Annotated in this window: 20 protein-coding genes; 10 read left to right on the top strand and 10 right to left on the bottom strand. The window is 69.3% G+C overall.

The features are described 5' to 3' along the window. The first annotated feature begins 39 nt into the window (after positions 1–39). A complete protein-coding gene (locus OG947_RS03655; RefSeq protein ID WP_328813127.1) occupies positions 40–1,161 on the top strand; it encodes a class I SAM-dependent methyltransferase in 1,122 nt (373 codons plus the stop codon). A 39-nt stretch (positions 1,162–1,200) separates the two neighbouring features. On the opposite strand, the gene OG947_RS03650 is transcribed toward OG947_RS03655, so the two are convergent. After that, the gene (locus OG947_RS03650; protein WP_056447352.1) at positions 1,201–1,656 is read right to left on the bottom strand and encodes a hypothetical protein; all 456 of its coding nucleotides are present in this window, start codon (positions 1,654–1,656) and stop codon (positions 1,201–1,203) included. Positions 1,657–1,856: 200 nt separating this feature from the next. On the opposite strand from OG947_RS03650, the gene OG947_RS03645 reads away from it, so the two are divergent. Then, entirely contained in the window at positions 1,857–2,705 is an 849-nt protein-coding gene (locus tag OG947_RS03645) for a Bax inhibitor-1/YccA family protein (RefSeq protein WP_222627467.1), read from the top strand. A gap of 79 nt (positions 2,706–2,784) precedes the next feature. On the opposite strand, the gene OG947_RS03640 is transcribed toward OG947_RS03645, so the two are convergent. Then, the gene (locus OG947_RS03640; RefSeq protein ID WP_222638200.1) at positions 2,785–4,002 is read right to left on the bottom strand and encodes an acetyl-CoA C-acetyltransferase; all 1,218 of its coding nucleotides are present in this window, start codon (positions 4,000–4,002) and stop codon (positions 2,785–2,787) included. A gap of 64 nt (positions 4,003–4,066) precedes the next feature. Continuing rightward, on the bottom strand, positions 4,067–5,041 hold the full coding sequence (locus OG947_RS03635) for an SGNH/GDSL hydrolase family protein (protein ID WP_051613045.1): 975 nt from the start codon (positions 5,039–5,041) through the stop codon (positions 4,067–4,069). 118 nt (positions 5,042–5,159) lie between these two features. Between OG947_RS03635 and OG947_RS03630 the strand changes: the two genes are divergently transcribed. From OG947_RS03630 to ilvA, 3 genes are all read left to right on the top strand, one after another. Beyond that, positions 5,160–6,545 carry a cystathionine beta-synthase gene (locus tag OG947_RS03630; protein ID WP_027503945.1) on the top strand — a complete coding sequence of 462 codons (1,386 nt, stop codon included), beginning with the start codon at positions 5,160–5,162 and terminating at the stop codon, positions 6,543–6,545. Positions 6,546–6,608: 63 nt separating this feature from the next. After that, the gene (locus tag OG947_RS03625) at positions 6,609–7,781 is read left to right on the top strand and encodes a cystathionine gamma-synthase (protein ID WP_328813126.1); all 1,173 of its coding nucleotides are present in this window, start codon (positions 6,609–6,611) and stop codon (positions 7,779–7,781) included. 55 nt (positions 7,782–7,836) lie between these two features. Continuing rightward, positions 7,837–9,054, top strand: coding sequence for a threonine ammonia-lyase (ilvA, locus tag OG947_RS03620; protein ID WP_027503943.1), 1,218 nt, complete (start codon positions 7,837–7,839; stop codon positions 9,052–9,054). 19 nt (positions 9,055–9,073) lie between these two features. Here ilvA and OG947_RS03615 read toward each other — a convergent pair whose 3' ends face one another. From OG947_RS03615 to OG947_RS03605, 3 genes are all read right to left on the bottom strand, one after another. Next, positions 9,074–9,796, bottom strand: coding sequence for an FAD:protein FMN transferase (locus tag OG947_RS03615; RefSeq protein ID WP_328813125.1), 723 nt, complete (start codon positions 9,794–9,796; stop codon positions 9,074–9,076). Between the two features lie 144 nt (positions 9,797–9,940). Then, positions 9,941–10,435, bottom strand: a complete 495-nt coding sequence (greA, locus tag OG947_RS03610; protein ID WP_027503942.1) for a transcription elongation factor GreA — start codon at positions 10,433–10,435, stop codon at positions 9,941–9,943. 288 nt (positions 10,436–10,723) lie between these two features. Continuing rightward, positions 10,724–11,155, bottom strand: coding sequence for a DUF4307 domain-containing protein (locus OG947_RS03605; RefSeq protein WP_027503941.1), 432 nt, complete (start codon positions 11,153–11,155; stop codon positions 10,724–10,726). Between the two features lie 136 nt (positions 11,156–11,291). On the opposite strand from OG947_RS03605, the gene mca reads away from it, so the two are divergent. From mca to OG947_RS03590, 3 genes are read left to right on the top strand one after another with little or no spacing between them, the layout of a single operon-like run. After that, on the top strand, positions 11,292–12,140 hold the full coding sequence (gene mca / locus OG947_RS03600; protein WP_328813961.1) for a mycothiol conjugate amidase Mca: 849 nt from the start codon (positions 11,292–11,294) through the stop codon (positions 12,138–12,140). Further along, on the top strand, positions 12,141–12,380 hold the full coding sequence (locus OG947_RS03595) for a hypothetical protein (protein WP_204866685.1): 240 nt from the start codon (positions 12,141–12,143) through the stop codon (positions 12,378–12,380). Between the two features lie 55 nt (positions 12,381–12,435). Continuing rightward, positions 12,436–14,445, top strand: coding sequence for a thioredoxin domain-containing protein (locus OG947_RS03590; protein ID WP_328813124.1), 2,010 nt, complete (start codon positions 12,436–12,438; stop codon positions 14,443–14,445). A gap of 7 nt (positions 14,446–14,452) precedes the next feature. Here the strand turns inward: OG947_RS03590 and trhA are convergent, their stop codons facing one another. From trhA to OG947_RS03575, 3 genes are read right to left on the bottom strand one after another with little or no spacing between them, the layout of a single operon-like run. Then, positions 14,453–15,121: a PAQR family membrane homeostasis protein TrhA gene (gene trhA / locus OG947_RS03585; RefSeq protein WP_222627455.1), complete on the bottom strand. Its 669-nt coding sequence runs from the start codon at positions 15,119–15,121 to the stop codon at positions 14,453–14,455. Between the two features lie 42 nt (positions 15,122–15,163). Then, positions 15,164–16,765: a phytoene desaturase family protein gene (locus tag OG947_RS03580; RefSeq protein ID WP_222650242.1), complete on the bottom strand. Its 1,602-nt coding sequence runs from the start codon at positions 16,763–16,765 to the stop codon at positions 15,164–15,166. Continuing rightward, complete coding sequence (locus OG947_RS03575; RefSeq protein WP_027503935.1) at positions 16,762–17,202, bottom strand: SRPBCC family protein; 441 nt, start codon at positions 17,200–17,202, stop codon at positions 16,762–16,764. Before OG947_RS03575 ends, OG947_RS03580 begins: the two co-directional genes overlap by 4 nt. Before the next feature lie 156 nt (positions 17,203–17,358). Between OG947_RS03575 and OG947_RS03570 the strand changes: the two genes are divergently transcribed. Further along, on the top strand, positions 17,359–18,126 hold the full coding sequence (locus OG947_RS03570; protein WP_204866693.1) for an isoprenyl transferase: 768 nt from the start codon (positions 17,359–17,361) through the stop codon (positions 18,124–18,126). A 30-nt stretch (positions 18,127–18,156) separates the two neighbouring features. On the opposite strand, the gene coaA is transcribed toward OG947_RS03570, so the two are convergent. After that, positions 18,157–19,089 (bottom strand): type I pantothenate kinase, encoded by a 933-nt coding sequence (gene coaA, locus OG947_RS03565; RefSeq protein ID WP_027503933.1) that lies wholly within the window; start codon positions 19,087–19,089, stop codon positions 18,157–18,159. 78 nt (positions 19,090–19,167) lie between these two features. Here coaA and OG947_RS03560 point away from each other — a divergent pair, with 78 nt between their 5' ends. After that, positions 19,168–20,361 (top strand): DUF885 domain-containing protein, encoded by a 1,194-nt coding sequence (locus OG947_RS03560; protein WP_222650244.1) that lies wholly within the window; start codon positions 19,168–19,170, stop codon positions 20,359–20,361. Positions 20,362–20,383 lie beyond the last annotated feature (22 nt).

Here is a 20,383-nt window from a genome sequence, read left to right as displayed (position 1 = left end):
GATTCAAGCAAGATTCGGTGGGAGTGAGAGACTGCGACGATGCAGGATCCGGACCATGTTCTCGGCGCGCTCCGTCGCTCACCCGATGTCGAGGCGCCCAATCTCCACGCCGTCGACGCCTCCGACCGGCTGATCCTGGCCGAGGCCGCGGAGTCGACCTCCACCGCCCAGCCCGGGTCGGTCGCGGTGATCGGCGACCGGTACGGCGCGCTGACCCTCGGGACCGCCGCCGCGCACGGCCTCACCGGCATTCGCGTGCACCAGGATCCCCTCACCTCCGAGCTCGCGCTGGCTCGCAACGCCGGCGCGCTCGGCCTCGGCGACGTCTACAAGGGCCACGCGTTGGACCGAGAGTTGCTCGACGGTGCGACCGTGGTGCTGCTGCAGCTTCCCCGCGCCCTCGCCGAGCTCACCGAGATCGCCGAAGCCGTTGCCCGCTGGGCGGATCCGTCGGTCCGCGTCATCTCGGCGGGTCGACTCAAACACATGAGTCGGTCGATGAACGACGTGCTCGCCGCGAACTTCACCGACGTGGCGGCCACCCGCGCGGCGCAGAAGTCCCGCGGGTTGGTGGCGACCGGGCCGCTGCCTAGGGAGAGCGCGACGTACCCCGTGTCGACCGTCCTCGCCGATCTGGACCTCACCGTGGTCGCCCACGGTGCCGTCTTCTCCGGGGACCGGCTGGACATTGGCACCCGGTACCTGTGCACGTTCCTCGACCGGATGTCGCCCGACGCGCGCCGCATCGTCGATCTGGGGTGCGGGACCGGCATTCTTGCAGCCCTTGCCGCGCGCCTGCGGCCGGACGCGGAGGTGGTCGCCACAGACCGCTCGGCCGCGGCGGTGGCCTCGGCGGCGGCCACGGCGGAGGCGTCCGGCGTGCGGGTCACGGCGCGTCGGGACGACGCCATGGCGTCGGAGGCGCCCGCGAGCGCCGACGTGATCCTGTGCAATCCACCGTTCCACGAGAACGCGGCCGTGCACACCGGGGGAGCGGAGAAACTGTTCGCGGCCGCGCGGACCGTCCTGCGCCCCGGCGGCGAACTGTGGGCGGTGCACAACTCACACCTGCGGTTCCGCTCCATGCTCGCGCGCATGGTCGGGCCGACGGAGGTGATGGGCCGCAACGACAAATTCACCGTCACCCGGTCGATCAGGTGACGGTGAATGTGTCGGCCGCACAAGTCAGGCGGACGTGACTCAGTCGAAGTAGGAGCCCGCGTCCTCGGGGGTACCGTCGATCTGGCCGCGGTGCGTCGCGGAGTTCTCCACCACGACTCCGTCCACCACGTCCGCGTCCTTCACGGCGGCGCCGTCGGTGCCGTCGTCCTCCGTGGCGTCCGCGATGTAGTCGTTCTCGTCGTCGCTGTCGACGACTCGGTCCACCAGTTCCTCGGTCAGATCGTCGTCTGGTGTCGCCGCCACGGGGACGTCGAGTTCCTCCTCCAGCGGGACGTCCGGCACTTCCTCGGCCAGCTTCTGGTCGAGGCTCTCACCCTCACGCGCCTCGCGTTCGGTGGTTCCGAACTTGTCGGCCTCGGTCCACGAGTCCGGCGGGGTGACCACGTCGTCGACGTCGTCCGTGCCTCGGATCTCGTCCGAGTCGAGACTCTCACTCTGGTCCAGCGTGTCTCCGGGTCCGTCTTCGATGCTCATGAGGAAGAAGGTGCCCGGATCGCCCGAGCGACAAACGTGAGCGGACAAACGTGCGCCGACCGTGTGTACTGATGCGGTACTGCGCTGGGGGAACGGCGACGTCCGCCCGGTACAGTCCGTTTTGTCCGATGGGAACTTTTCCGTCGCATCCGAACGTTGAGAGATACACAGGCTCCACCACACGAAAGGGATGAGACACGGTGCGCACTTCCAGCAACCCGGTGTTCCGCAATCTGCCCAAGCAGGCGGGAGGCGGATATGCCTCCTTCGGTTCGGCCGCCGCCGGTGCCGGTGCGGTCACCCAGCAGTACGGCTCCCCGCAGGGACAGCCGCAGCCGTACCAGACCGGTCCGCAGCAGCGTGCGATGACGATCGACGACGTCGTCACCAAGACGGCCACCACCCTCGGTGTCCTGACGGTGTTCGCCATCGCGTCCTACGTGCTCGCGAGCAACAACCCCGGCCTGGCCCCGATGTTCGTCATCGGCGGCGGACTCATCGGCTTCGTCCTCGTCCTCGTGGCGACGTTCGGCCGCAAGATGGACAGCGCGCCCCTGGTGCTCGCGTACGCGGCCTTCGAGGGCGTGTTCCTCGGTGCCCTGTCGCTCATGTTCACCGACATCAGCTTCGGCGGCGTCGGCGGCAGTGCGCTCATCGCCCAGGCCGTGCTCGGCACCTTCGGCGTCTTCTTCGGCATGCTCGTCGTCTACAAGACCGGCGCCATCCGTGTCACGCCGCGCCTCACCCGCATGGTCGTCGGCGCCCTCATCGGTGTCGTCGTGCTCATGCTCGGCAACCTGGTCGCCAGCTTCTTCACCCCCGGCGGGCTCGGACTGCGTGACGGCGGCACCGTCGCCATCATCTTCAGCCTCGTCTGCATCGGCATCGCCGCGTTCAGCTTCCTGCTCGACTTCGACTCCGCCGACCAGCTGATCCGTGCCCAGGCACCGGAGAAGGCTGCCTGGGGCGTCGCGCTCGGTCTGACCATCACCCTGGTCTGGCTGTACGTCGAGATCCTGCGACTGCTGAGCTACTTCAACAACGACTAGTTCCAGCAGTAGTCGTCACAGCCGACAGCCCCCGTCCTCCTCTCGGAGGGCGGGGGCTGTTCGCTGTGTACGGGACGACTCAGCTGAGGCGCTCGAGCACCATGGCCATGCCCTGTCCGCCGCCGACGCACATGGTCTCGAGACCGAACTGCTTGTCGTGGGCGCGCAGGTTGTTGAGCAGGGTCGCGGTGATGCGGGCACCGGTCATGCCGAAGGGGTGGCCGAGGGCGATGGCGCCGCCGGAGACGTTCAGCTTGTCCTCGTCGATCTTCAGTTCCCGTGCGGAGCCGATCACCTGGACGGCGAAGGCTTCGTTGATCTCGACCAGGTCGATGTCGTCGATGGTCTTGCCGGCGAGCGCGAGCGCCTTCTTCGAGGCCTCGATGGGGCCGAGGCCCATGATCTCGGGCGAGAGGCCCGAGACGCCGGTGGACACGACGCGGGCGAGCGGGGTCAGCCCGAGTTCCTTGGCCTTGGTGTCGGACATGATCACCAGGGCCGCGGCGCCGTCGTTCAGCGGGCAGGCGTTGCCGGCGGTGATGGTGCCGTCCGGGCGGAAGACCGGCTTGAGCTGCGAGATCTTCTCGTAGGTGGTGCCGGCGCGGGGGCCGTCGTCGGTGCTGACGACGGTGCCGTCGGGCAGCGTGACCGGGGTGATCTCGTTCTCGAAGTGTCCCTTTGCGATGGCTTCCTCGGCGCGGTTCTGGCTGCGGACGCCCCAGTGGTCCTGCTCCTCACGGCTGATGCCGGTGAGCTGGGCGACGTTCTCTGCGGTCTGGCCCATCGCGATGTACGCGTCGGGGAGGTTGCCGTTCTCGCGGGGGTCGGACCAGGTCTGGCCACCCTCGGCGATCTTCTCGGTGCGGGCCTGCGCGTCGGCGTAGATGGGGTTCTGGGTGTCCGGGTACGAGTCGGAGTTGCCCTTGACGAAGCGGGAGACGGTCTCGACGCCGGCGGAGATGAACACGTCGCCCTCGCCGGCCTTGATGGCGTGCAGGGCCATGCGGGTGGTCTGCAGCGAGGAGGAGCAGTAGCGGGTGATGGTGGTGCCGGGGAGGAAGTCGTAGCCGAGCTGGATGGCGACGTTGCGGCCGATGTTGAAGCCCTGCTCGCCGCCGGGGAGGCCGCAGCCCATGAGGAGGTCGTCGATCATGGTGGGGTCGAGGGCGGGCACCTTGTCGAGGGCTGCCTTGACCATCTGCGCTGCGAGGTCGTCGGGACGCATGCTGACGAGCGACCCCTTCATCGCGCGCCCGATGGGCGAACGGGCCACGGACACGATCACTGCTTCTGGCATGGGAGGACTCCTGGGGTTGGCGACGATATGACTGGAGGGTAACTCTCGTCCGGTCTGCCCCCGGTCACTGCAGGGCGTCTCGCGGCCGTAGCCGCGACACGTGGCGGTTGGCCGAGGCGGTGAGGCGGGAGACGAGGCGACGCTGCTCGGCGACGTCCGACACCGTGGGCAGCGTCGGCAGGGGGCCGCCCGCCCATTCGCCCAGCGCGGCCGCCAGCACGGGCAGGATCTGCTGGGCAGCGAGTTCGTATCCGGCCGCGGACGGATGGAAACGGTCGGCCGAGAACATCCGCTCCGGTGCCGCGAGGAACTCCGGGGCGAGCAGATCCGCCAGCGCGACGGGGTGGCCGCCGGCGGCGAGCGTCGCCGACGTCTGAGCCCGCGCGAGTCGGTGGCCCCACGTCCGCACGACAGCGCGGAGCGGCTGCGGGATGGCGGTGACGACACCGAGATCCGGGCACGTTCCGACGACCACGACGGTGCCCTCCGCCCGCAGGCGACGCACCGCGGTACGCAGACGCTCGGCCGAGGCCGCCACCGCATGCTTCTTGGTGACGTCGTTGGCGCCGATGAAGACGACGGCAGCGTCGGGCCGGTCGTGGTGGGCGACCAGCATCGCATCGACCTGACCCTCGAGTCCCTTGGATGTCGCGCCGGGAATGGCCTTGGTGCTCAACCGGATCCGCTTCCCGCTCTCGTCGGCGAGACCCCGCGCGATCAGCACGCCCGGCACCTCGTCCGCGACGACGCAGCCCATGCCGGCCGCCGTCGAGTCGCCGAAGATCATCAGGTGCAGGTCGGACTGCACGCCGGGGCGCCACCGCTGCGGGACGCGCGCACCCGGGGCGTACACACCGTCGGCCTCGGGCGGCCGGTCCGTGCTGCGGCCGATCACGGTCCGGGCAGCGGCCGCCTGCGCCAGCAGGTGCCGGTACGCGGCCCAGGACAGCGTTCCCGCGCCGGATCCCGCGACGACGGTGGCGGCTCCCGCCACCGCTGCCTGTCGCCACCCACCGCGACCCGAGCCGCCCTGCTGCATCGCACCTCCGTTCACCTGTCCGATTCTAGGTGCGCCGACGGTGGTGCCGTGCAGTGCGATCGCCGCAGCGCGACCAGGCTCGGTGGGTGTCCGGCCGGACATCTGGGAGGATGGACGCATGCGCATTGCAAACAGCGTCGTCGACCTCATCGGCAACACCCCGCTGGTGAAGCTGAACACCGTCGTCGCCCCCGGGTCCGCACTCCTCGCCGCCAAGGTGGAGTACCTCAATCCCGGTGGCAGTTCGAAGGACCGCATCGCCGTCAAGATGATCGAGGCGGCCGAGGCGTCCGGTGAACTGAAGCCCGGCGGCACCATCGTCGAGCCCACCTCCGGCAACACCGGAGTCGGCCTGGCCCTCGTCGCACAGCAGCGCGGCTACAAGTGCGTCTTCGTGTGCCCCGACAAGGTCGGCGAGGACAAGCGCAACGTCCTACGTGCCTACGGCGCGCAGGTCGTCGTGTGCCCCACCGCGGTCGCCCCCGAGGATCCGGACAGCTACTACAGCGTCTCGGACCGCCTCGTGCGCGAGATCGACGGTGCCTGGAAGCCCAACCAGTACGCCAATCCGGGTGGTCCGCAGAGCCACTACGAGACCACCGGACCCGAGATCTGGAACGACACGGACGGCAAGATCACGCACTTCGTCGCCGGCGTCGGTACCGGCGGCACCATCACCGGAACCGGTCGCTACCTCAAGGAGATGTCGGGCGGTGCGGTGAAGATCATCGGTGCCGATCCCGAGGGTTCCGTCTACTCGGGCGGGACCGGCCGGCCGTACCTCGTCGAGGGCGTGGGCGAGGACTTCTGGCCCAGCGCGTACGACCCGTCGATCCCGGACGAGATCATCGCCGTGTCCGACGCCGACTCGTTCGAGATGACGCGTCGCCTGGCCCGCGAGGAGGGCCTGCTGGTCGGCGGATCCTGCGGTATGGCCATGGTCGCCGCGCTGCAGGTGGCCGAGCGCGAGGGCCCGGACGCCCTCGTCGTCGTCCTGCTGCCCGACGGTGGTCGCGGGTACCTCGGCAAGATCTTCAACGACAAGTGGATGAGCTCCTACGGCTTCCTGCGCACCCGGCTCGACGGCGGCACCGCCGAGCCCACCGTCGGTGACGTGCTGCGCGGCAAGTCCGGCGCACTGCCCGACCTCGTGCACACGCACCCGTCCGAGACGCTGCGCGACGCCATCGAGATCCTGCGCGAGTACGGCGTCTCCCAGATGCCGGTCGTCGGCGCCGAGCCGCCGGTCATGGCGGGCGAGGTCGCGGGCAGTGTCAGCGAGCGCGATCTGCTCAGTGCCGTGTTCGAGGGCCGGGCGAACCTGTCCGACGCCGTGAAGACGCACATGAGTGCGCCGTTCCCGCTCATCGGCGCCGGTGAGCCGGTCTCGGCCGCGACGAAGACGCTCGGCGACACCGACGCCGTCATGGTCGTCGACGACGGCAAGCCGGTCGGCGTCATCACCCGCCACGATCTCCTCGGATTCGTCACCACCGCGTCCTGACACACGGAACCACTGACCCATCCCGACCGGCCTCCGGCCTGCCCGCTCGTTAGGCTGGTGCGCATGAGTGAGCAGCGCAGCAAGTCCGACACGACGTCCTGGCAGGGGTTCTCCACTCGCGCGGTGCACGCCGGGTACGAGCCCGACCCGCTGACCGGTGCGGTCAACGTCCCGATCTACGCGAGCTCCACCTTCGCCCAGGACGGCGTGGGTGGTATGCGCAGCGGGTTCGAGTACGCCCGCACCGGCAACCCGACCCGGCGTCCGCTCGAGGCCAACCTGGCAGCCCTCGAGAACGGCCACTACGGTCGCGCGTTCTCCTCGGGCATGGCCGCGACGGACGCCCTCCTGCGGGCGTCGCTGCGCCCGGGCGACCACCTCGTGATCCCGAACGACGCGTACGGCGGCACCTTCCGGCTCATCGACAAGGTGTTCACCCAGTGGGGCATCGAGTACTCGGTGGCCGCGGTGTCGGACGTCGACGCCGTGCGCGAGGCCATTCGCCCCAACACGAAGCTGGTCTGGGTCGAGACGCCCACCAATCCGCTGCTCAACGTCGGCGACATCGAGGCTCTGTCGGGCGTCGCACACGAGGCGGGCGCGAAGATCGTCGTCGACAACACGTTCGCGTCGCCGTACCTGCAGCAGCCCCTCACACTCGGCGCCGACGTGGTGCTGCACTCGACGACCAAGTACATCGGTGGACACTCCGACGTCGTCGGCGGCGCCCTCGTGTGCAACGACGAGGAACTGGACGCGTCGTTCGCCTTCCTGCAGAACGGCGCCGGCGGTGTTCCCGGACCGTTCGACGCGTTTCTGACACTGCGCGGCATCAAGACGCTCGCCCTGCGCATGGAGCGGCACAGCGACAACGCCGAGAAGATCGTCGAGCTGCTGACGGGTCACCCCGCCGTCTCCTCGGTCATCTACCCGGGATCCGAGAGCCACCCGTCCCACGACGTCGCCGCCAAGCAGATGCGTCGGTTCGGCGGCATGGTGTCGGTCCGTCTGAAGGGTGGCCGCCAGGCGGCGCTGGACCTCTGCGCGCGCACCGAGATCTTCACTCTCGCCGAGTCGTTGGGCGGCGTCGAGTCGTTGATCGAGCATCCCGGCGCCATGACCCACGCCTCCACCGCCGGCTCGCTGCTCGAGGTGCCGGACGACCTGGTGCGCCTGTCCGTCGGCATCGAGGACGCCGCCGACCTGGTGGGCGACATAGAACAGGCGCTCGCCTGACGCTCGACGGCGAACAGGCGCTCGCCTAGGGGCATTCGGGTTTAGGGTTCCAGCCATGGATCTCCTCACCGCCGACCGGCTGGACCGCGCCACCGCGCTGCTCGCCCCGGTCATGCGCCGCACACCCCTCGTGGCGTCCCGTGTCCTGTCCGATCGCACCGACCGCCAGGTGTGGCTCAAGTGCGAGAACCTGCAGCGCACCGGATCGTTCAAGCCGCGGGGTGCGTACAACCGGATCGCGGGTCTGACCGACGAGGAGCGCGCTCGTGGGGTGGTCGCGGCCAGTGCCGGCAATCACGCGCAGGGCGTCGCGTGGGCGGCGTCGGAACTCGGGGCCGCGTCGACGGTGTTCATGCCGAACGGTGCGCCGCTGCCGAAGTTGGTGGCCACCAAGGCGTACGGGGCCACCATTCACCAGGTGGGCACCACCATCGACGAGGCTCTCCTGGCGGCCATGGCCTTCGCCGACGAGACCGGCGCCGTGCTGATCCACCCGTTCGATCACATCGACGTGGTCGCTGGCCAGGCCACCGTCGGTGTCGAGATCCTGGATCAGATGCCCGATGTGGGCACCATCGTGGTGCCGACCGGCGGCGGCGGTCTCGTCGCCGGCATCGCCGCTGCCGTCGCGTTGAGCGGCAAGGACATTCGCATCGTCGGGGTGCAGGCGGAACAGGCAGCCGCGTGGCCCGGATCGCTCGAGGCCGGTATGCCGATCTCTGCCGAACGGATGTCGACGATGGCCGACGGTATCGCCGTGGGGCGTCCCGGGGCGGTCCCCTTCGCGCACGTCACCGAGATGGTGGACCGCGTGATCACCGTCAGCGAAGATGCGCTGTCGCGGGCACTGCTGCTGTGTATGGAGCGCGCCAAACTCATCGTCGAAGCCGCCGGAGCGGCAGCCGTCGCTGCGCTCATGGACCATCCCGAACAGTTCCACGGTGACGGCCCGATCGTCGCTGTCCTGTCCGGCGGCAACATCGATCCGCTCCTGCTGACACACGTCGTCGCGCACGGGTTGCGAGCGGCGGGTCGCTATCTGACGGTGCGCATCGTCATCCCCGACCGCCCGGGTGGCCTGGTGGGGGTGCTCGGCGTGGCACGCGACACGGCCGCGAGTGTGGTCGACGTGGTGCACGCGCGCACTGCAGGGCGGCTGGCGATGGACGAGGTCGAGATCATGATGACCCTGGAGACCCGGGGCCCGGATCACCGCGCCGCCGTGCTGTCGGGTCTCGCGGCCGCCGGATACGAGGCCGAAGTCCAGGAGTGATCAGACAGTTCAGGAGTGATCAGGCGGCGATGAAGACCGCGGCGGAGGCGTGGTCGGCGGCGCGATCGACCAGCGCGTCGTCGCCCGCTGCCGCGGCGCGCGACAGCGCGGCTGCCACCACGGGGGAGGACGCGGCCACCGTGGCCGTGGTGGTGCCCGTGGTGGTCACCATCGTGGTTCCCGAGGCGATCGGAACGAGGCGTTCCGCCGAGCCGTCGATCACCGAGATCTGCCATCCGCGAACGGGTTCCGGCCCGGCGACGGCACTGTCGGTGTCGGTCGAGTTCGCACCCGACACCGACACCAGTGCCCCGCAGCCGAAGCGGCGTGCAATCGTCGCGGCGATGCGCTCCACGACCACGGCGAGCGCTGTCGCGTCCAGATCGACTGTGGCCCAGCCGGGAAGGCGCATGCCGAGTCCGTCGATCTCGATGGCCTCGTGAGTGTCCGTGCCCAAGCTGCGGAGCGGATCGACGGCGCCGGCCGTCAGGTCCGCGGCGGCGAGGGCGTGTCGCACCTGGTCCGCCAGAGCAGGGGAGACGCGCACGGTCCGGCCGAAGGAGCGGTTCAGTCGCTGCAGTTCGGAGTCCGCACGGGTGAGCGAGACGATGTCGAGCCACGTGTCCAGGGCGGTGCGCGCCGCGGCTGCCGCATCGGTGATCACGGCCGCGTCGGTGACGACCACCCGCACGTGGCGGTCGTCGATGTCGAACCCTGCGAATGCCTTCGTGGCGAGACTCATCTGGTGGCACCTCCATGGCGTTCATCGCTCGGCGAGCGCGTGCCTGTTACACCAGGGCTTCGAGCCCGGCGGCCACACGGATGGGAAACGCAGTTCGGCCCCGTACGCGAACGTGCGGGGCCGAACGACATGCGTCGTGCGAGATCAGTTGTGGTAAGGCTCCGCGCTCGCGAGCGTGACCTTCATGGTCTTGCCGTTGGGCAGCGAGTACTCGCGCGTGTCGCCGACCTTGGCGTCGATCAATGCGCCGCCGAGGGGCGAGTTGGGGGAGTAGACCTCGAGCTTGCCGTCCCGTGCGCCCTCCTCACGCGTGGCGATGAGGAACGTCTCGGAATCGGACTCGTCACCGTCGTAGTAGACCTTGACGACCGACCCGGGGAGCGCGACGCCCGACTGGGTGGGAGCCTCGCCGACCTTGGCGTTGTTCAGCAGCTCCTGCAGCTGGCGGATACGCGCCTCCTGCTGGCCCTGCTCCTCGCGGGCGGCGTGGTATCCACCGTTCTCCTTGAGGTCGCCCTCTTCCCGTCGCTCGTTGATCTCCGCGGCGATGACGGGTCGGTTGGCGATGAGCTGGTCGAGTTCGCCCTTGAGCCTGTCGTGCGACTCCTGGGTCAGCCAGGTCACCTGGGTCTCGCTCATCTCGATCACTCCCTTGTGTTCTTCAGAGCCGTTCGGCTCCGGTATTCGTAGGCGGCGTGCGGTGGTGTCACCGAGCCCACACGTGAAAGAGAGCCCGCGCTGGTGCGCGAGCTCCGTCACGAGCAGGGCGTTCCGCCGGGGCGGAACGCGGTCGATGCGAACGGCCCTTGGCTCGAGTGCTCGCGTTACGCCCGTCAATGCAGCAATACACGGCCCCACTGGGTGAGCCGTGTACGAAGCGATTTTACCACGAAAGAACTTCGTGGTTTCTTGGTCGGCACCCGACCGTCACCGAGGTGTGAGATGTTCCGGCACGTCGAGGCTGCATCCGTAGAGGTCGGCGAGGCCCGGCGCGGCCGAGGTGATCACGAAGCTGCGGACGTCCTCGGTGCCGTTCTCGGACGCCGGGATCAGTACTTCGCGTCGCCCGGTCTCGGTTCCGTCGCGCGATCGCGATCGGATGATGCAGACCGCGGGCTGGGACGGGTCGTCCCTGGTCACGTTCAGGCGCACGTCGACGCGGTCCTCGCCGACGATGTCGAACGACACCATCGTCCCGTCGACGTCGGGGGTGGTGAACTTGGTGTATCCGAGGTAGGCGACGGCCACGCCCAGCGCGATGACCAGCAGCGTCAGAGCCACGGCGAGGACACGGGACGGGGCGATTCCCCGACTGGTGGGGTAGCGACCCTCGGGGAGACTCTGCGGCGTGGTGGACATCGCCGTCGAACTTACCCGCGGACCCGGTACCGCCTCGGCGGGGTACCGGACGAAGTGGAACTATTGGAGGTGCCCGGACCGGAACCGGAGCACCACCGATAGTTGAAGTGAGGCACACGTGAGCGGACTGCGACTGATGGCAGTGCACGCCCATCCCGACGACGAGTCCTCCAAGGGCGCTGCCACCATGGCGCGTTACGCGGCCGAGGGCAATGAGGTGCTGGTGGTCACGCTCACCGGCGGTGAGCGCGGCGACATCCTCAACCCGGCCATGGACATCCCCGGTGTGCGCGAGCGCATGTCCGAGGTGCGCAAGGAGGAGATGGCCGCTGCCGCAGCCATTCTCGGGGTGCAGCAGACGTGGCTGGGGTTCGTGGACTCCGGTCTGCCGGAGGGAAATCCGCTGCCGCCGCTTCCCGAGGGATGCTTCGCGCTGGTGCCGCTCGAGGAGTCGACCGAGGCTCTGGTGCGCGTGGTGCGCGACTTCAAGCCGCACGTCATGACGACCTACGACGAGAAGGGTGGCTACCCCCACCCCGACCACATCCGCTGCCACGAGGTGTCGGTCGCCGCGTACGAGGCGGCCGCCGATCCCGAGCAGTTCCCCGGAACGGGCGAGGCGTGGGAGGTCTCGAAGCTCTACTACTCCCACGGCTTCATCCGCCAGCGCATGCAGTTGTTCGACGACGAGATGATCGCCTCCGGTCAGGAGGGGCCGTTCACGGAATGGCTCGCGCAGTGGCCGAAGGATCGCGGCGAGATCATGGAGCGCGTCACCACCCAGGTGGAGTGCGCGGACTACTTCCAGCAGCGCGACGACGCACTGCGTGCGCACCGCACCCAGATCGATCCGAACGGCCGCTTCTTCGCGGTCCCGGTCGACGTGCAGAAGAAGCTGTGGCCGACCGAGGAGTACGAGCTCGCGCGGACCCGCGTGCGCACGTCGCTGCCCGAGACCGACCTGTTCGCCGGGATAGAGTCCTAGATGACCGTGCTCAGCGCGTCGATCATGCTGGCGCAGAACAACACCGGGCCCGAGTTCGGTAAGGCGTCACCCGTCGGTCTCGTCATCATCGTGCTGTTGCTCATCGGTACCGCCCTGTTGGTGCGGTCGATGAACGCGCACTTCAAGAAGCTCCCGGCGTCCTTCGAGCCGGAGGATCCGACGCCGGACCAGGCGGCGGACGAGGGCACGGACCGCGGAGGCTTCCGACCCGAGCGGTGAGGGGTTTGCGACCCGAGCGGTGATTGCGCCGGGTGTCACGGGGGACACTGCAGGGGTGGCCACCCGTGAGCGCAACACCCTGTCCGACTCGACGAGCCCCTACCTGCGTCAGCACGCCGACAATCCCGTGCACTGGCAGCAGTGGGGTGACGACGCCCTGGCGTGGGCTCGCGAACGAGACGTCCCGGTCCTGCTGTCGGTGGGCTACTCGGCGTGTCACTGGTGTCACGTGATGGCACACGAGTCGTTCGAGAACGACGCCATCGCGGAGATCATGAACGCGAACTTCGTGTGCATCAAGGTCGACCGCGAGGAACGCCCCGACATCGACGCCGTCTACATGAACGCGACGGTCGCGATGACGGGTCAGGGCGGTTGGCCGATGACGGCGTTCCTCACCCCCGACGCGGAACCGTTCTACTGCGGCACCTACTTCCCGCCCACACCTCGGCAGGGGATGCCGTCGTTCTCGCAGCTGCTCGAGGCCATCTCCGAGACGTGGCGCACCCGTCGTGACGAGGTGCAGCAGGCGTCGGCCTCGGTGGTCGCGGAACTGCGCAGGACCGCCGCGGGCATCCCGGAGGGCGACCGCGTCGTCGACGCCGCCCTGCTCGACGAGGCGGTGGCGCGCGTTCTGGCGGACGAGGACGTGCCGCGCGGCGGCTTCGGCGGAGCACCGAAGTTCCCACCGTCGTCTCTCGTGGAGGGGCTGCTCCGCCACGTCGAGCGCACCGGGTCGGAGCCTGCCCGCGCTGCGGTGGGCCGTACCGCCGACGCCATGGCCCGCGGCGGGATGTACGACCAGCTCGGGGGCGGTTTCGCCCGGTACTCCGTCGATGCGGACTGGGTGGTGCCGCACTTCGAGAAGATGCTCTACGACAACGCGTTGCTGCTGCGCTTCTACGCTCACCTGGCGCGCCGCGGCGATGCGTTCGCTCATCGTGTGGCCGTCGACACCGCCGACTTCCTCCTGCGCGATCTCGGCACGGACGACGGGTGCTTCGCCTCCGCCCTGGACGCCGACACCGACGGGGTGGAGGGGCTGACCTACGCGTGGACACCCGCGCAGCTGGTCGAGGTGCTGGGCGACGAGGACGGGGCTCGGGCCGCACAGGTGTTCGGGGTGACCGACACGGGCACGTTCGAGGAGGGGGCGTCCGTGTTGCAGCTGCGGGCCGAACCGACGGACCCCGAGCGTTTCGCACGCATGCGCGCAGCACTGGCCGCGTCGCGTGCCACGCGTCCTCAGCCGGGGCGCGACGACAAGGTGGTGACCGCCTGGAACGGCTTCGCGATCACGGCGCTGGCCGAGGGCGGCGCCGCGCTGGGGTACCGGAACTGGGTCGATGCGGCAGCACGCTGCGCGGACCGCATCCTGGACCTGCACCGCGTCGACGGCCGACTACGGCGTGCGTCCCTGGGCGGCGTCGTGGGCGATGCGGCGGCCATCGCGGAGGATCACGGCGCACTCGCCGTCGCTCTCGCCGCGCTGCACCAGGCGACCGGGGAGGCACGCTGGCTGACGGCGGCGGAGGAGGTACTCGACGTCGCGCTCGACCACTTCGCCGATCCTGAGCAGCCGGGCAGCTGGTTCGACACCGCCGACGACGCGGAGACGCTCGTGACCCGGCCTCGCGATCCACTCGACAACGCGACCCCGTCCGGAGCGGCACTGATCACCGAGGCTCTGCTGACGGTGGCCGCGTCCAGCGAGAACTCCTCGCGCTTCGGTGCGGCGGCGGACAGGTCGCTGGCGCGAGCGTCGATCCTGCTCGAGCGGGCACCCCGGTCGGCCGGCCACTGGCTGACCGTCGCGGAAGCCGCGGTGGCGGGACCGGTGCAGGTGGCGATCGCCACGGAGTCGGTCGACGACGACCTCGTGCGCACCGCCCGCCGCGTCGCCGCCGGCGGCACGGTGGTGGTCGCGGGTCCGCCCGACTCGGTCCCGCTGCTCGCGGATCGCCCGCTGGTGAGCGGCGAGTCGGCCGCGTACGTGTGTCACGGCTTCGTGTGCGACCGACCGGTCACCGACCCCGAGGACCTGACCGCACTCCTGGTCCGGTGACGCCGGATCAGGTGAAGAGCACCAGCCACACAGCGACGTAGTGGCACACCGCGGCGACGACCGTCGCGGCGTGGAAGAACTCGTGATGGCCGAACGTGGTGGGCCACGGGTTGGGCCACTTCGTTGCGTAGAGAATCGCGCCGATGCTGTAGAACACGCCGCCCGCCACCAGCAGTGCCATCGGTCCGACGCCCACACGATGGGTGAGTTCGCCCGCGACCGGCACGATGGCCCAGCCCAGCACGAGATACAGGGGCACGCCCAGCCAGCGAGGGGCCGTGGGCCACAGCATCTTCAGCGTCACTCCGGCCAGCGCACCGGCCCACACCACGATCAGCACGATGGTGCCGGTGCGGCTCGGCAGCCCGAGCACTGCGAACGGCGTGTAACTGCCGGCGATGAACAGGAAGATCATCGAGTGATCGGCGCGCTTCATCCACGTCCGGCTGCGCACGGTCTGCCAGTGGACGCGGTGGTATGTCGCGCTCACTCCGAAGAGACCGCACGTCGCGACGGCGTAGACAGTGATCGCGAGACCGGCCCGGACGGACACCGCCGAGTAGGCGAGCACCACGAGCACGATCCCGCAGACCACCGACACCCCGAAGGCGTACAGGTGGATCCATCCGCGCATGCGCGGCTTCACCGGCAGTTCGTCGAGCCCGAAGACAGTCACGAACCTACGGTACCGTAGGTTCGCGCTCCGACCGTGGCCGAACTAGCGGTCACCGAGTGTCAGATCCATCAGGGCACTGATCGTCTTGCGGTGAACCCATCCGCGCACACCGTCGCTCGCCAACGCGGCCCTCGCCGCAGCCAGTCCCGGTGCCCCGTGCACGCCGCCGCCCGGATGGGCGGACGCGCTCCCGAGGAACAACCGACCGACGGGAGTCTCCGTACGTCCGAGTCCGGGAACGGGCCGGAACACCAACTGCTGCTGCAGTTGCGACGTTCCGCCGTTCACCGCGCCACCGAACAGGTTGGCGTCGTCCGCTGTCAGGTCGCCCGGCCGCTGGACGTGCTTGCCGACGATCGACGCCGCGAACCCGGGCGCGTACTCCTCGAGGACGGTGTCGACCCGCTCGGCGAGCAGGTCGCCCGAGGCGTCGTCCGTCACACCGCGGGGGAGGTGTGTGTACGCCCATGCGCTCTCCGTCCCGGCCGGGGAGCGGGTGGCGTCCGCGGTCGTCATCTGACCGAACAGCATGAACGGCCGCTCCGGGATGCGGCCTGTCACCAGGTCGGCGTTCCATCGCACCAGACCGTCGTCGTCTGCGCCGACGTGCACCGTGCCCGCCTCGTTCAGACTCTTCGAGCGCCACGGGATCGGGGAGTCGAGCGCGTAGTTGATCTTCACCACCGGGGTGTCCCACTCGAACTTCTCGAGATCGCTGTGCACCCGGGCGGGAACCGCGTCCCGCGGCAACAGCGAGCCGTACAGCGCGGGAGCGGACACGTCTGCGACGACGGCTCGCCGTGCGACGTACGTGTCGCCGCCTGCCGTCCGCACGCCGCGGGCGACACCGCCGGAGACGTCGATCGAGGTCACCTCGGTTCCGCAGACGACCCGCGCCCCGGCGCTCTCGGCACGGCGCACGAGCGCGCTGGTCAGCTCCTGCGCACCGCCGACCGGGACGGGGTAGCCGACATCCTGCGCGAGCATCGTCAGCAGGTAGCCCATGATGCCGCTCGCGGGTGCGTCGGTGGGGACGTCGGCATGCATGGCGTTGCCGAGCAGCAGGCATCGCGCCGCCTCGCTGTGGAACAACTCGTGCGCCATCGCCCGGGCCGGGAGTACTGCGAAGCGCAGGAACCGCAGTGTCTCCGCGGTCCCGAGGCGCCGGAAGAGCGTCGCGGCACCCTTGACAGGCGGGAAGGAGCTGCCGAACAGCGAATGCAGCAGAGGATCGCGGATCCGGTTCCACTGATCCACCACGTACATCCACGCCTCGCCGTCGCGCGGATCGTGCTCCGCCAGCATGGCGGCGGTGTCCTCGGGATCGTGGTGGACCACCGGGGCGTCCTCGTCGTCGGGCGAGCGCGGGTGACCGAATACGACGGGTGAGTGGGTCCAGCGGAGTCCGTGGCGGTCGAGCTCGAGCGCCGTGAACGCCGGGGACGACGCACCGAGGGGATAGAAGGCACTGAACAGGTCGCTCACGTATCCCGGGGTGAGCTCGGCGCTGCGGACCGCGCCGCCGGGCACCGGGGCGGACTCCAGGACGACGACGTCCCATCCTGCGTCGGCGAGCACGGACGCCGCGACGAGTCCGTTGTGGCCCGCTCCGATCACGACGGCGTCCACCGTCGTGGTGGTCATCGGGGAACCGCGGAACGCTCGGCCAGCAGCGCGAGTCGCCGTGTCGCCTCGGTGTTGCGGGGATACACGAGTGCGTGCTGGACCGACTCGGGAACGAGCGAGAACGGGAGGGTCCGAGCGTGTTCGATCATCTCGATCCGGCACCCCGAGCCTCGCGGCGTCAGGCGCAGGACGATCGTCGCCTTGCCTGCCGGCATCCCGCGCGCTTCGAGTGTCACCTCACGTCCCTCCGTCATGCTCAGTACCCGCGTCTCGTCGTTCAGCACGGCGGGCCACAGCCCGACCGAATGGTGGATCCGCGAGCCGGGCGCGGGGAACTCGGGGTCGACGGCGCGGATGCGCGAGGCACCCACCACCCACGTCGCGTAGCTCCACCCGTCGGAGAGCACGTTCCACACGGCTTCGACGCTCGCCGTGGTGTCCCGGACAACAGTCATGACTGCTCCTGTTCTCTCGTGTGCGGTCGGAGCCGGGTACCCCGTACGCCACGGAACCATCATGCGGCGCGGTGACGAGTCGGTCACGCCGATCGCGTCGTACTGCGGGCGTAGGGTGATCACCTGCTGAACAATTCTGTCGAAGTGGGGAGCTGGGTGAAGGCTCGCGGTCTGCTGTACACGCTCTACGAGAGGCGCCTGCTGCGTCAGCTCGAGGGCGCTCAGCACCCTCGGCACGTCGCCGTGATGTGCGACGGCAACCGTCGCTGGGCTCGGGAGAACGGCTTCACCGACGTCAGCCACGGGCACCGGATGGGCGCGCTCAAGATCGCGGAGCTGCTCACGTGGTGTGACATGGCCGGCGTCGAGATGGCCACCATCTACCTGTTGTCCACCGAGAACCTGCGCCGGTCACCGGACGAGCTCGACTCGCTGCTCGAGATCATCACCGACGTCGTCGAGGAGATCAGCGGACCGGGAAAGAACTGGTCCGTGAAGATCGTCGGCACGATGGATCTGCTTCCCGCCGAATCCGCCCGCCGCCTCAAGGAGGCCGCCGCCGGTACGGCCGGCCGTTCGGGAACGCACGTCAACGTCGCGGTCGGGTACGGCGGCCGTCAGGAGATCGCCGACGCCGTGCAGTCGCTCATCGCGGAACGGCTGTCCGACGGTGCCGACGGGGAGGAGTTGCTCCGCTCGGTCACCGTCGAGGGCATCGACTCGCACCTCTACACGTCGGGCCAGCCGGATCCGGATCTGGTGATCCGCACGTCGGGGGAGCAGCGGTTGTCCGGGTTCCTGCTGTGGCAGAGCGCGTACTCGGAGATCTGGTTCACCGAGGCCTACTGGCCCGAGTTCCGCCGCGTCGACTTCCTGCGCGCGCTGCGCGACTTCGCCGCGCGGCACCGGAGATTCGGCACCTGAGCCGGAGCCGGGCAGGCCGGAGGCCGGTCGTCACAATTTGCGCAGGCGCAGCCGGTTGATGGTGTGGTCGGCGTCCTTGCGCAGCACCAGGGTGGCGCGGGGGCGCGTCGGCAGGATGTTCTCCACCAGGTTGGGCCGGTTGATCGACTGCCAGATGTCCGCGGCCGCGATCCTGGCGTGCTCGTCGGACAGTCCCGAGTAGTGGTGGAAGTGCGAGGCCGGGTCGGCGAACGACGTGGAGCGCAGGGCGAGAAAGCGGTCGACGTACCACTTCTCGATGTCCTCGATGCGGGCGTCGACGTAGATGGAGAAGTCGAAGAGGTCCGAGACCATGAGGCGCGGACCGGTCTGCAGGACGTTGAGTCCCTCGATGACGAGGATGTCCGGCTGTCGCACCTCGGTGTACTTGCCCGGCACGATGTCGTACGAGACGTGCGAGTACACGGGTGCGCGTGCGGATTCGGCGCCGGATTTCACCTCGGTGACGAAGCGCAGAAGCTTGCGCCGGTCGTAGCTCTCGGGAAAACCCTTGCGGTGCATGATTCCTCGACGCACCAGCTCGGCCGACGAGTAGAGGAACCCGTCCGTCGTCACCAGGTCCACGCGCGGGTGGTGCTCCCATCGCGCCAGCAGTGCCTGCAGCACGCGCGCGGTCGTGGACTTGCCGACGGCGACGCTGCCGGCGATGCCGATGACGAACGGGACCTGGCGGTCCGGCGTCTTCTCCCCGAGGAACGTGGCCGTCGCCGCGAACAGGCGTTGGCGGGCGGCCACCTGGAGATGGATGAGTCGAGCGAGGGGGAGGTAGACCTCCGCGACCTCGTCGAGGTCGATCTGTTCGCCCAGGCCGCGCAGGCCGGTGAGCTCGTCCTCGGTCAGGACCAGGGGTGTCGCGTTCCGGAGTGTGCGCCACTGTCGACGGTCGAATTCGACGTACGGACTCGACTCGCTCACTCGGGACACGCTGCCTCCATGACTGAATTGTGCTGGGTGGCTCCGGCGAACCGACAGCCGGGTGGTGCGTGACTAGAGTCGAGCGTCATGCACGCCGACACTCTCGTCCACGACTACCTCGTGCTGGGGTTGTCCTTCGATCGCCTCGAGGAGGGGTTCGTCGACGCCTACACCGGCGACCCCGCTCTGCGACGCCAGGTCGAGAACGCGCCCCCGCCCGAACCCCGCGCGCTGGCGCGGCGGGCGGCGGAACTGCGGACCGAACTGCCCTCGTCGGGGCTCTCCGAGGACCGCGCCGCGTTCCTCGACGTCCACCTGCGCGCGCTCGAGACGTCGGCACGGAAATTGGCCGGTGACGAGATCGGATTCGTCGACGAGGTGCACGACTACTTCGACGTCGCGATCGCACCGGGCGACACCGACGACTACCGCGAGGCACATCGCCTGATGGACGAGGTGCTGGCCGGGGCGGGGCCACTGGGGGAGCGGGTGCGCGCTCACCGCGTGGCCGACGAGATCCCGCCCGAGCGGCTCGCCGAGTGCGTCGAGGCGTTCTCCAGTGCGTTGCGCGACAAGGTGCGCGGCCGGTATCCGCTGCCCGACACCGAGAAGGTCACCTACGAGGTGGTGGGCGACAAGCCGTGGTCCGGGTTCAACTACTACCTGGGCGACTACCGGTCCACCGTCGCGATCAACTCGGACCTCAAGCAGCACATGGCGCATCTGCCCCATCTCATCGCACACGAGTCGTACCCGGGCCACCACACCGAGCACTGCCGCAAGGAGGCCGGGCTCGTGCGCGGTGCCGGGCAGGCGGAGCAGACGCTCTTCGTCGTCAACACTCCGCAGTGCCTGATGGCCGAGGGCCTCGCGGACCTGGCGCTCGAGTCGATCGTCGGGCCGGGCTGGGGAGTGTGGGCGCAGGAGATCTACGCCGACCTCGGCCTGCGATTCGACGGGGAACGCGCCGAGGCGCTGCAGACCGCGTCGGCGAAGCTGCTGGGGGTGCGTCAGGACGCCGCGCTGCTGCTGCACGACGAGCACCGCAGCCAGGACGACGTGGCCGCGTTCCTGGGGCAGTGGTCGCTCGCGACACCGGAACGCGCCCGTCAGATGTTGCGATTCCTGTCCTCACCGCTCTGGCGTGCCTACACCAGCACCTATGTCGAGGGGTATCGCCTGCTGCACTCGTGGCTGCACCGGGCCGACTCGGCGGACGGCCGAGCCGACCGCTTCGAGCGGCTGCTCGACGAACCCCTCATCCCGTCTCAACTGCGCTGATCACGGGCATTAGACTCGGCGG

The organism is Rhodococcus sp. NBC_00297, from assembly GCF_036173065.1.
Classification (GTDB): Bacteria; Actinomycetota; Actinomycetes; order Mycobacteriales; family Mycobacteriaceae; genus Rhodococcoides.
The sequence above is the reverse complement of the archived record's forward strand: the minus strand, read 5'-3'. Positions and strand labels throughout refer to the sequence as shown.

Excerpts from the sequence above, each read along its gene's own strand:
- OG947_RS03605 (WP_027503941.1), bottom strand. The coding sequence starts at position 11,155 with ATGTCCACCACGCCGCAGAGTCTCCCCGAGGGTCGCTACCCCACCAGT.
- mca (WP_328813961.1), top strand. The coding sequence starts at position 11,292 with ATGGCAGTGCACGCCCATCCCGACGACGAGTCCTCCAAGGGCGCTGCC.
- OG947_RS03655 (WP_328813127.1), top strand. The coding sequence starts at position 40 with ATGCAGGATCCGGACCATGTTCTCGGCGCGCTCCGTCGCTCACCCGAT.
- OG947_RS03630 (WP_027503945.1), top strand. The coding sequence starts at position 5,160 with ATGCGCATTGCAAACAGCGTCGTCGACCTCATCGGCAACACCCCGCTG.
- OG947_RS03575 (WP_027503935.1), bottom strand. The coding sequence starts at position 17,202 with ATGACTGTTGTCCGGGACACCACGGCGAGCGTCGAAGCCGTGTGGAAC.
- OG947_RS03615 (WP_328813125.1), bottom strand. The coding sequence starts at position 9,796 with ATGAGTCTCGCCACGAAGGCATTCGCAGGGTTCGACATCGACGACCGC.
- OG947_RS03560 (WP_222650244.1), top strand. The coding sequence starts at position 19,168 with ATGCACGCCGACACTCTCGTCCACGACTACCTCGTGCTGGGGTTGTCC.
- OG947_RS03640 (WP_222638200.1), bottom strand. The coding sequence starts at position 4,002 with ATGCCAGAAGCAGTGATCGTGTCCGTGGCCCGTTCGCCCATCGGGCGC.
- OG947_RS03635 (WP_051613045.1), bottom strand. The coding sequence starts at position 5,041 with ATGCAGCAGGGCGGCTCGGGTCGCGGTGGGTGGCGACAGGCAGCGGTG.
- OG947_RS03650 (WP_056447352.1), bottom strand. The coding sequence starts at position 1,656 with ATGAGCATCGAAGACGGACCCGGAGACACGCTGGACCAGAGTGAGAGT.
- ilvA (WP_027503943.1), top strand. The coding sequence starts at position 7,837 with ATGGATCTCCTCACCGCCGACCGGCTGGACCGCGCCACCGCGCTGCTC.
- OG947_RS03625 (WP_328813126.1), top strand. The coding sequence starts at position 6,609 with ATGAGTGAGCAGCGCAGCAAGTCCGACACGACGTCCTGGCAGGGGTTC.
- OG947_RS03580 (WP_222650242.1), bottom strand. The coding sequence starts at position 16,765 with ATGACCACCACGACGGTGGACGCCGTCGTGATCGGAGCGGGCCACAAC.
- greA (WP_027503942.1), bottom strand. The coding sequence starts at position 10,435 with ATGAGCGAGACCCAGGTGACCTGGCTGACCCAGGAGTCGCACGACAGG.
- OG947_RS03595 (WP_204866685.1), top strand. The coding sequence starts at position 12,141 with ATGACCGTGCTCAGCGCGTCGATCATGCTGGCGCAGAACAACACCGGG.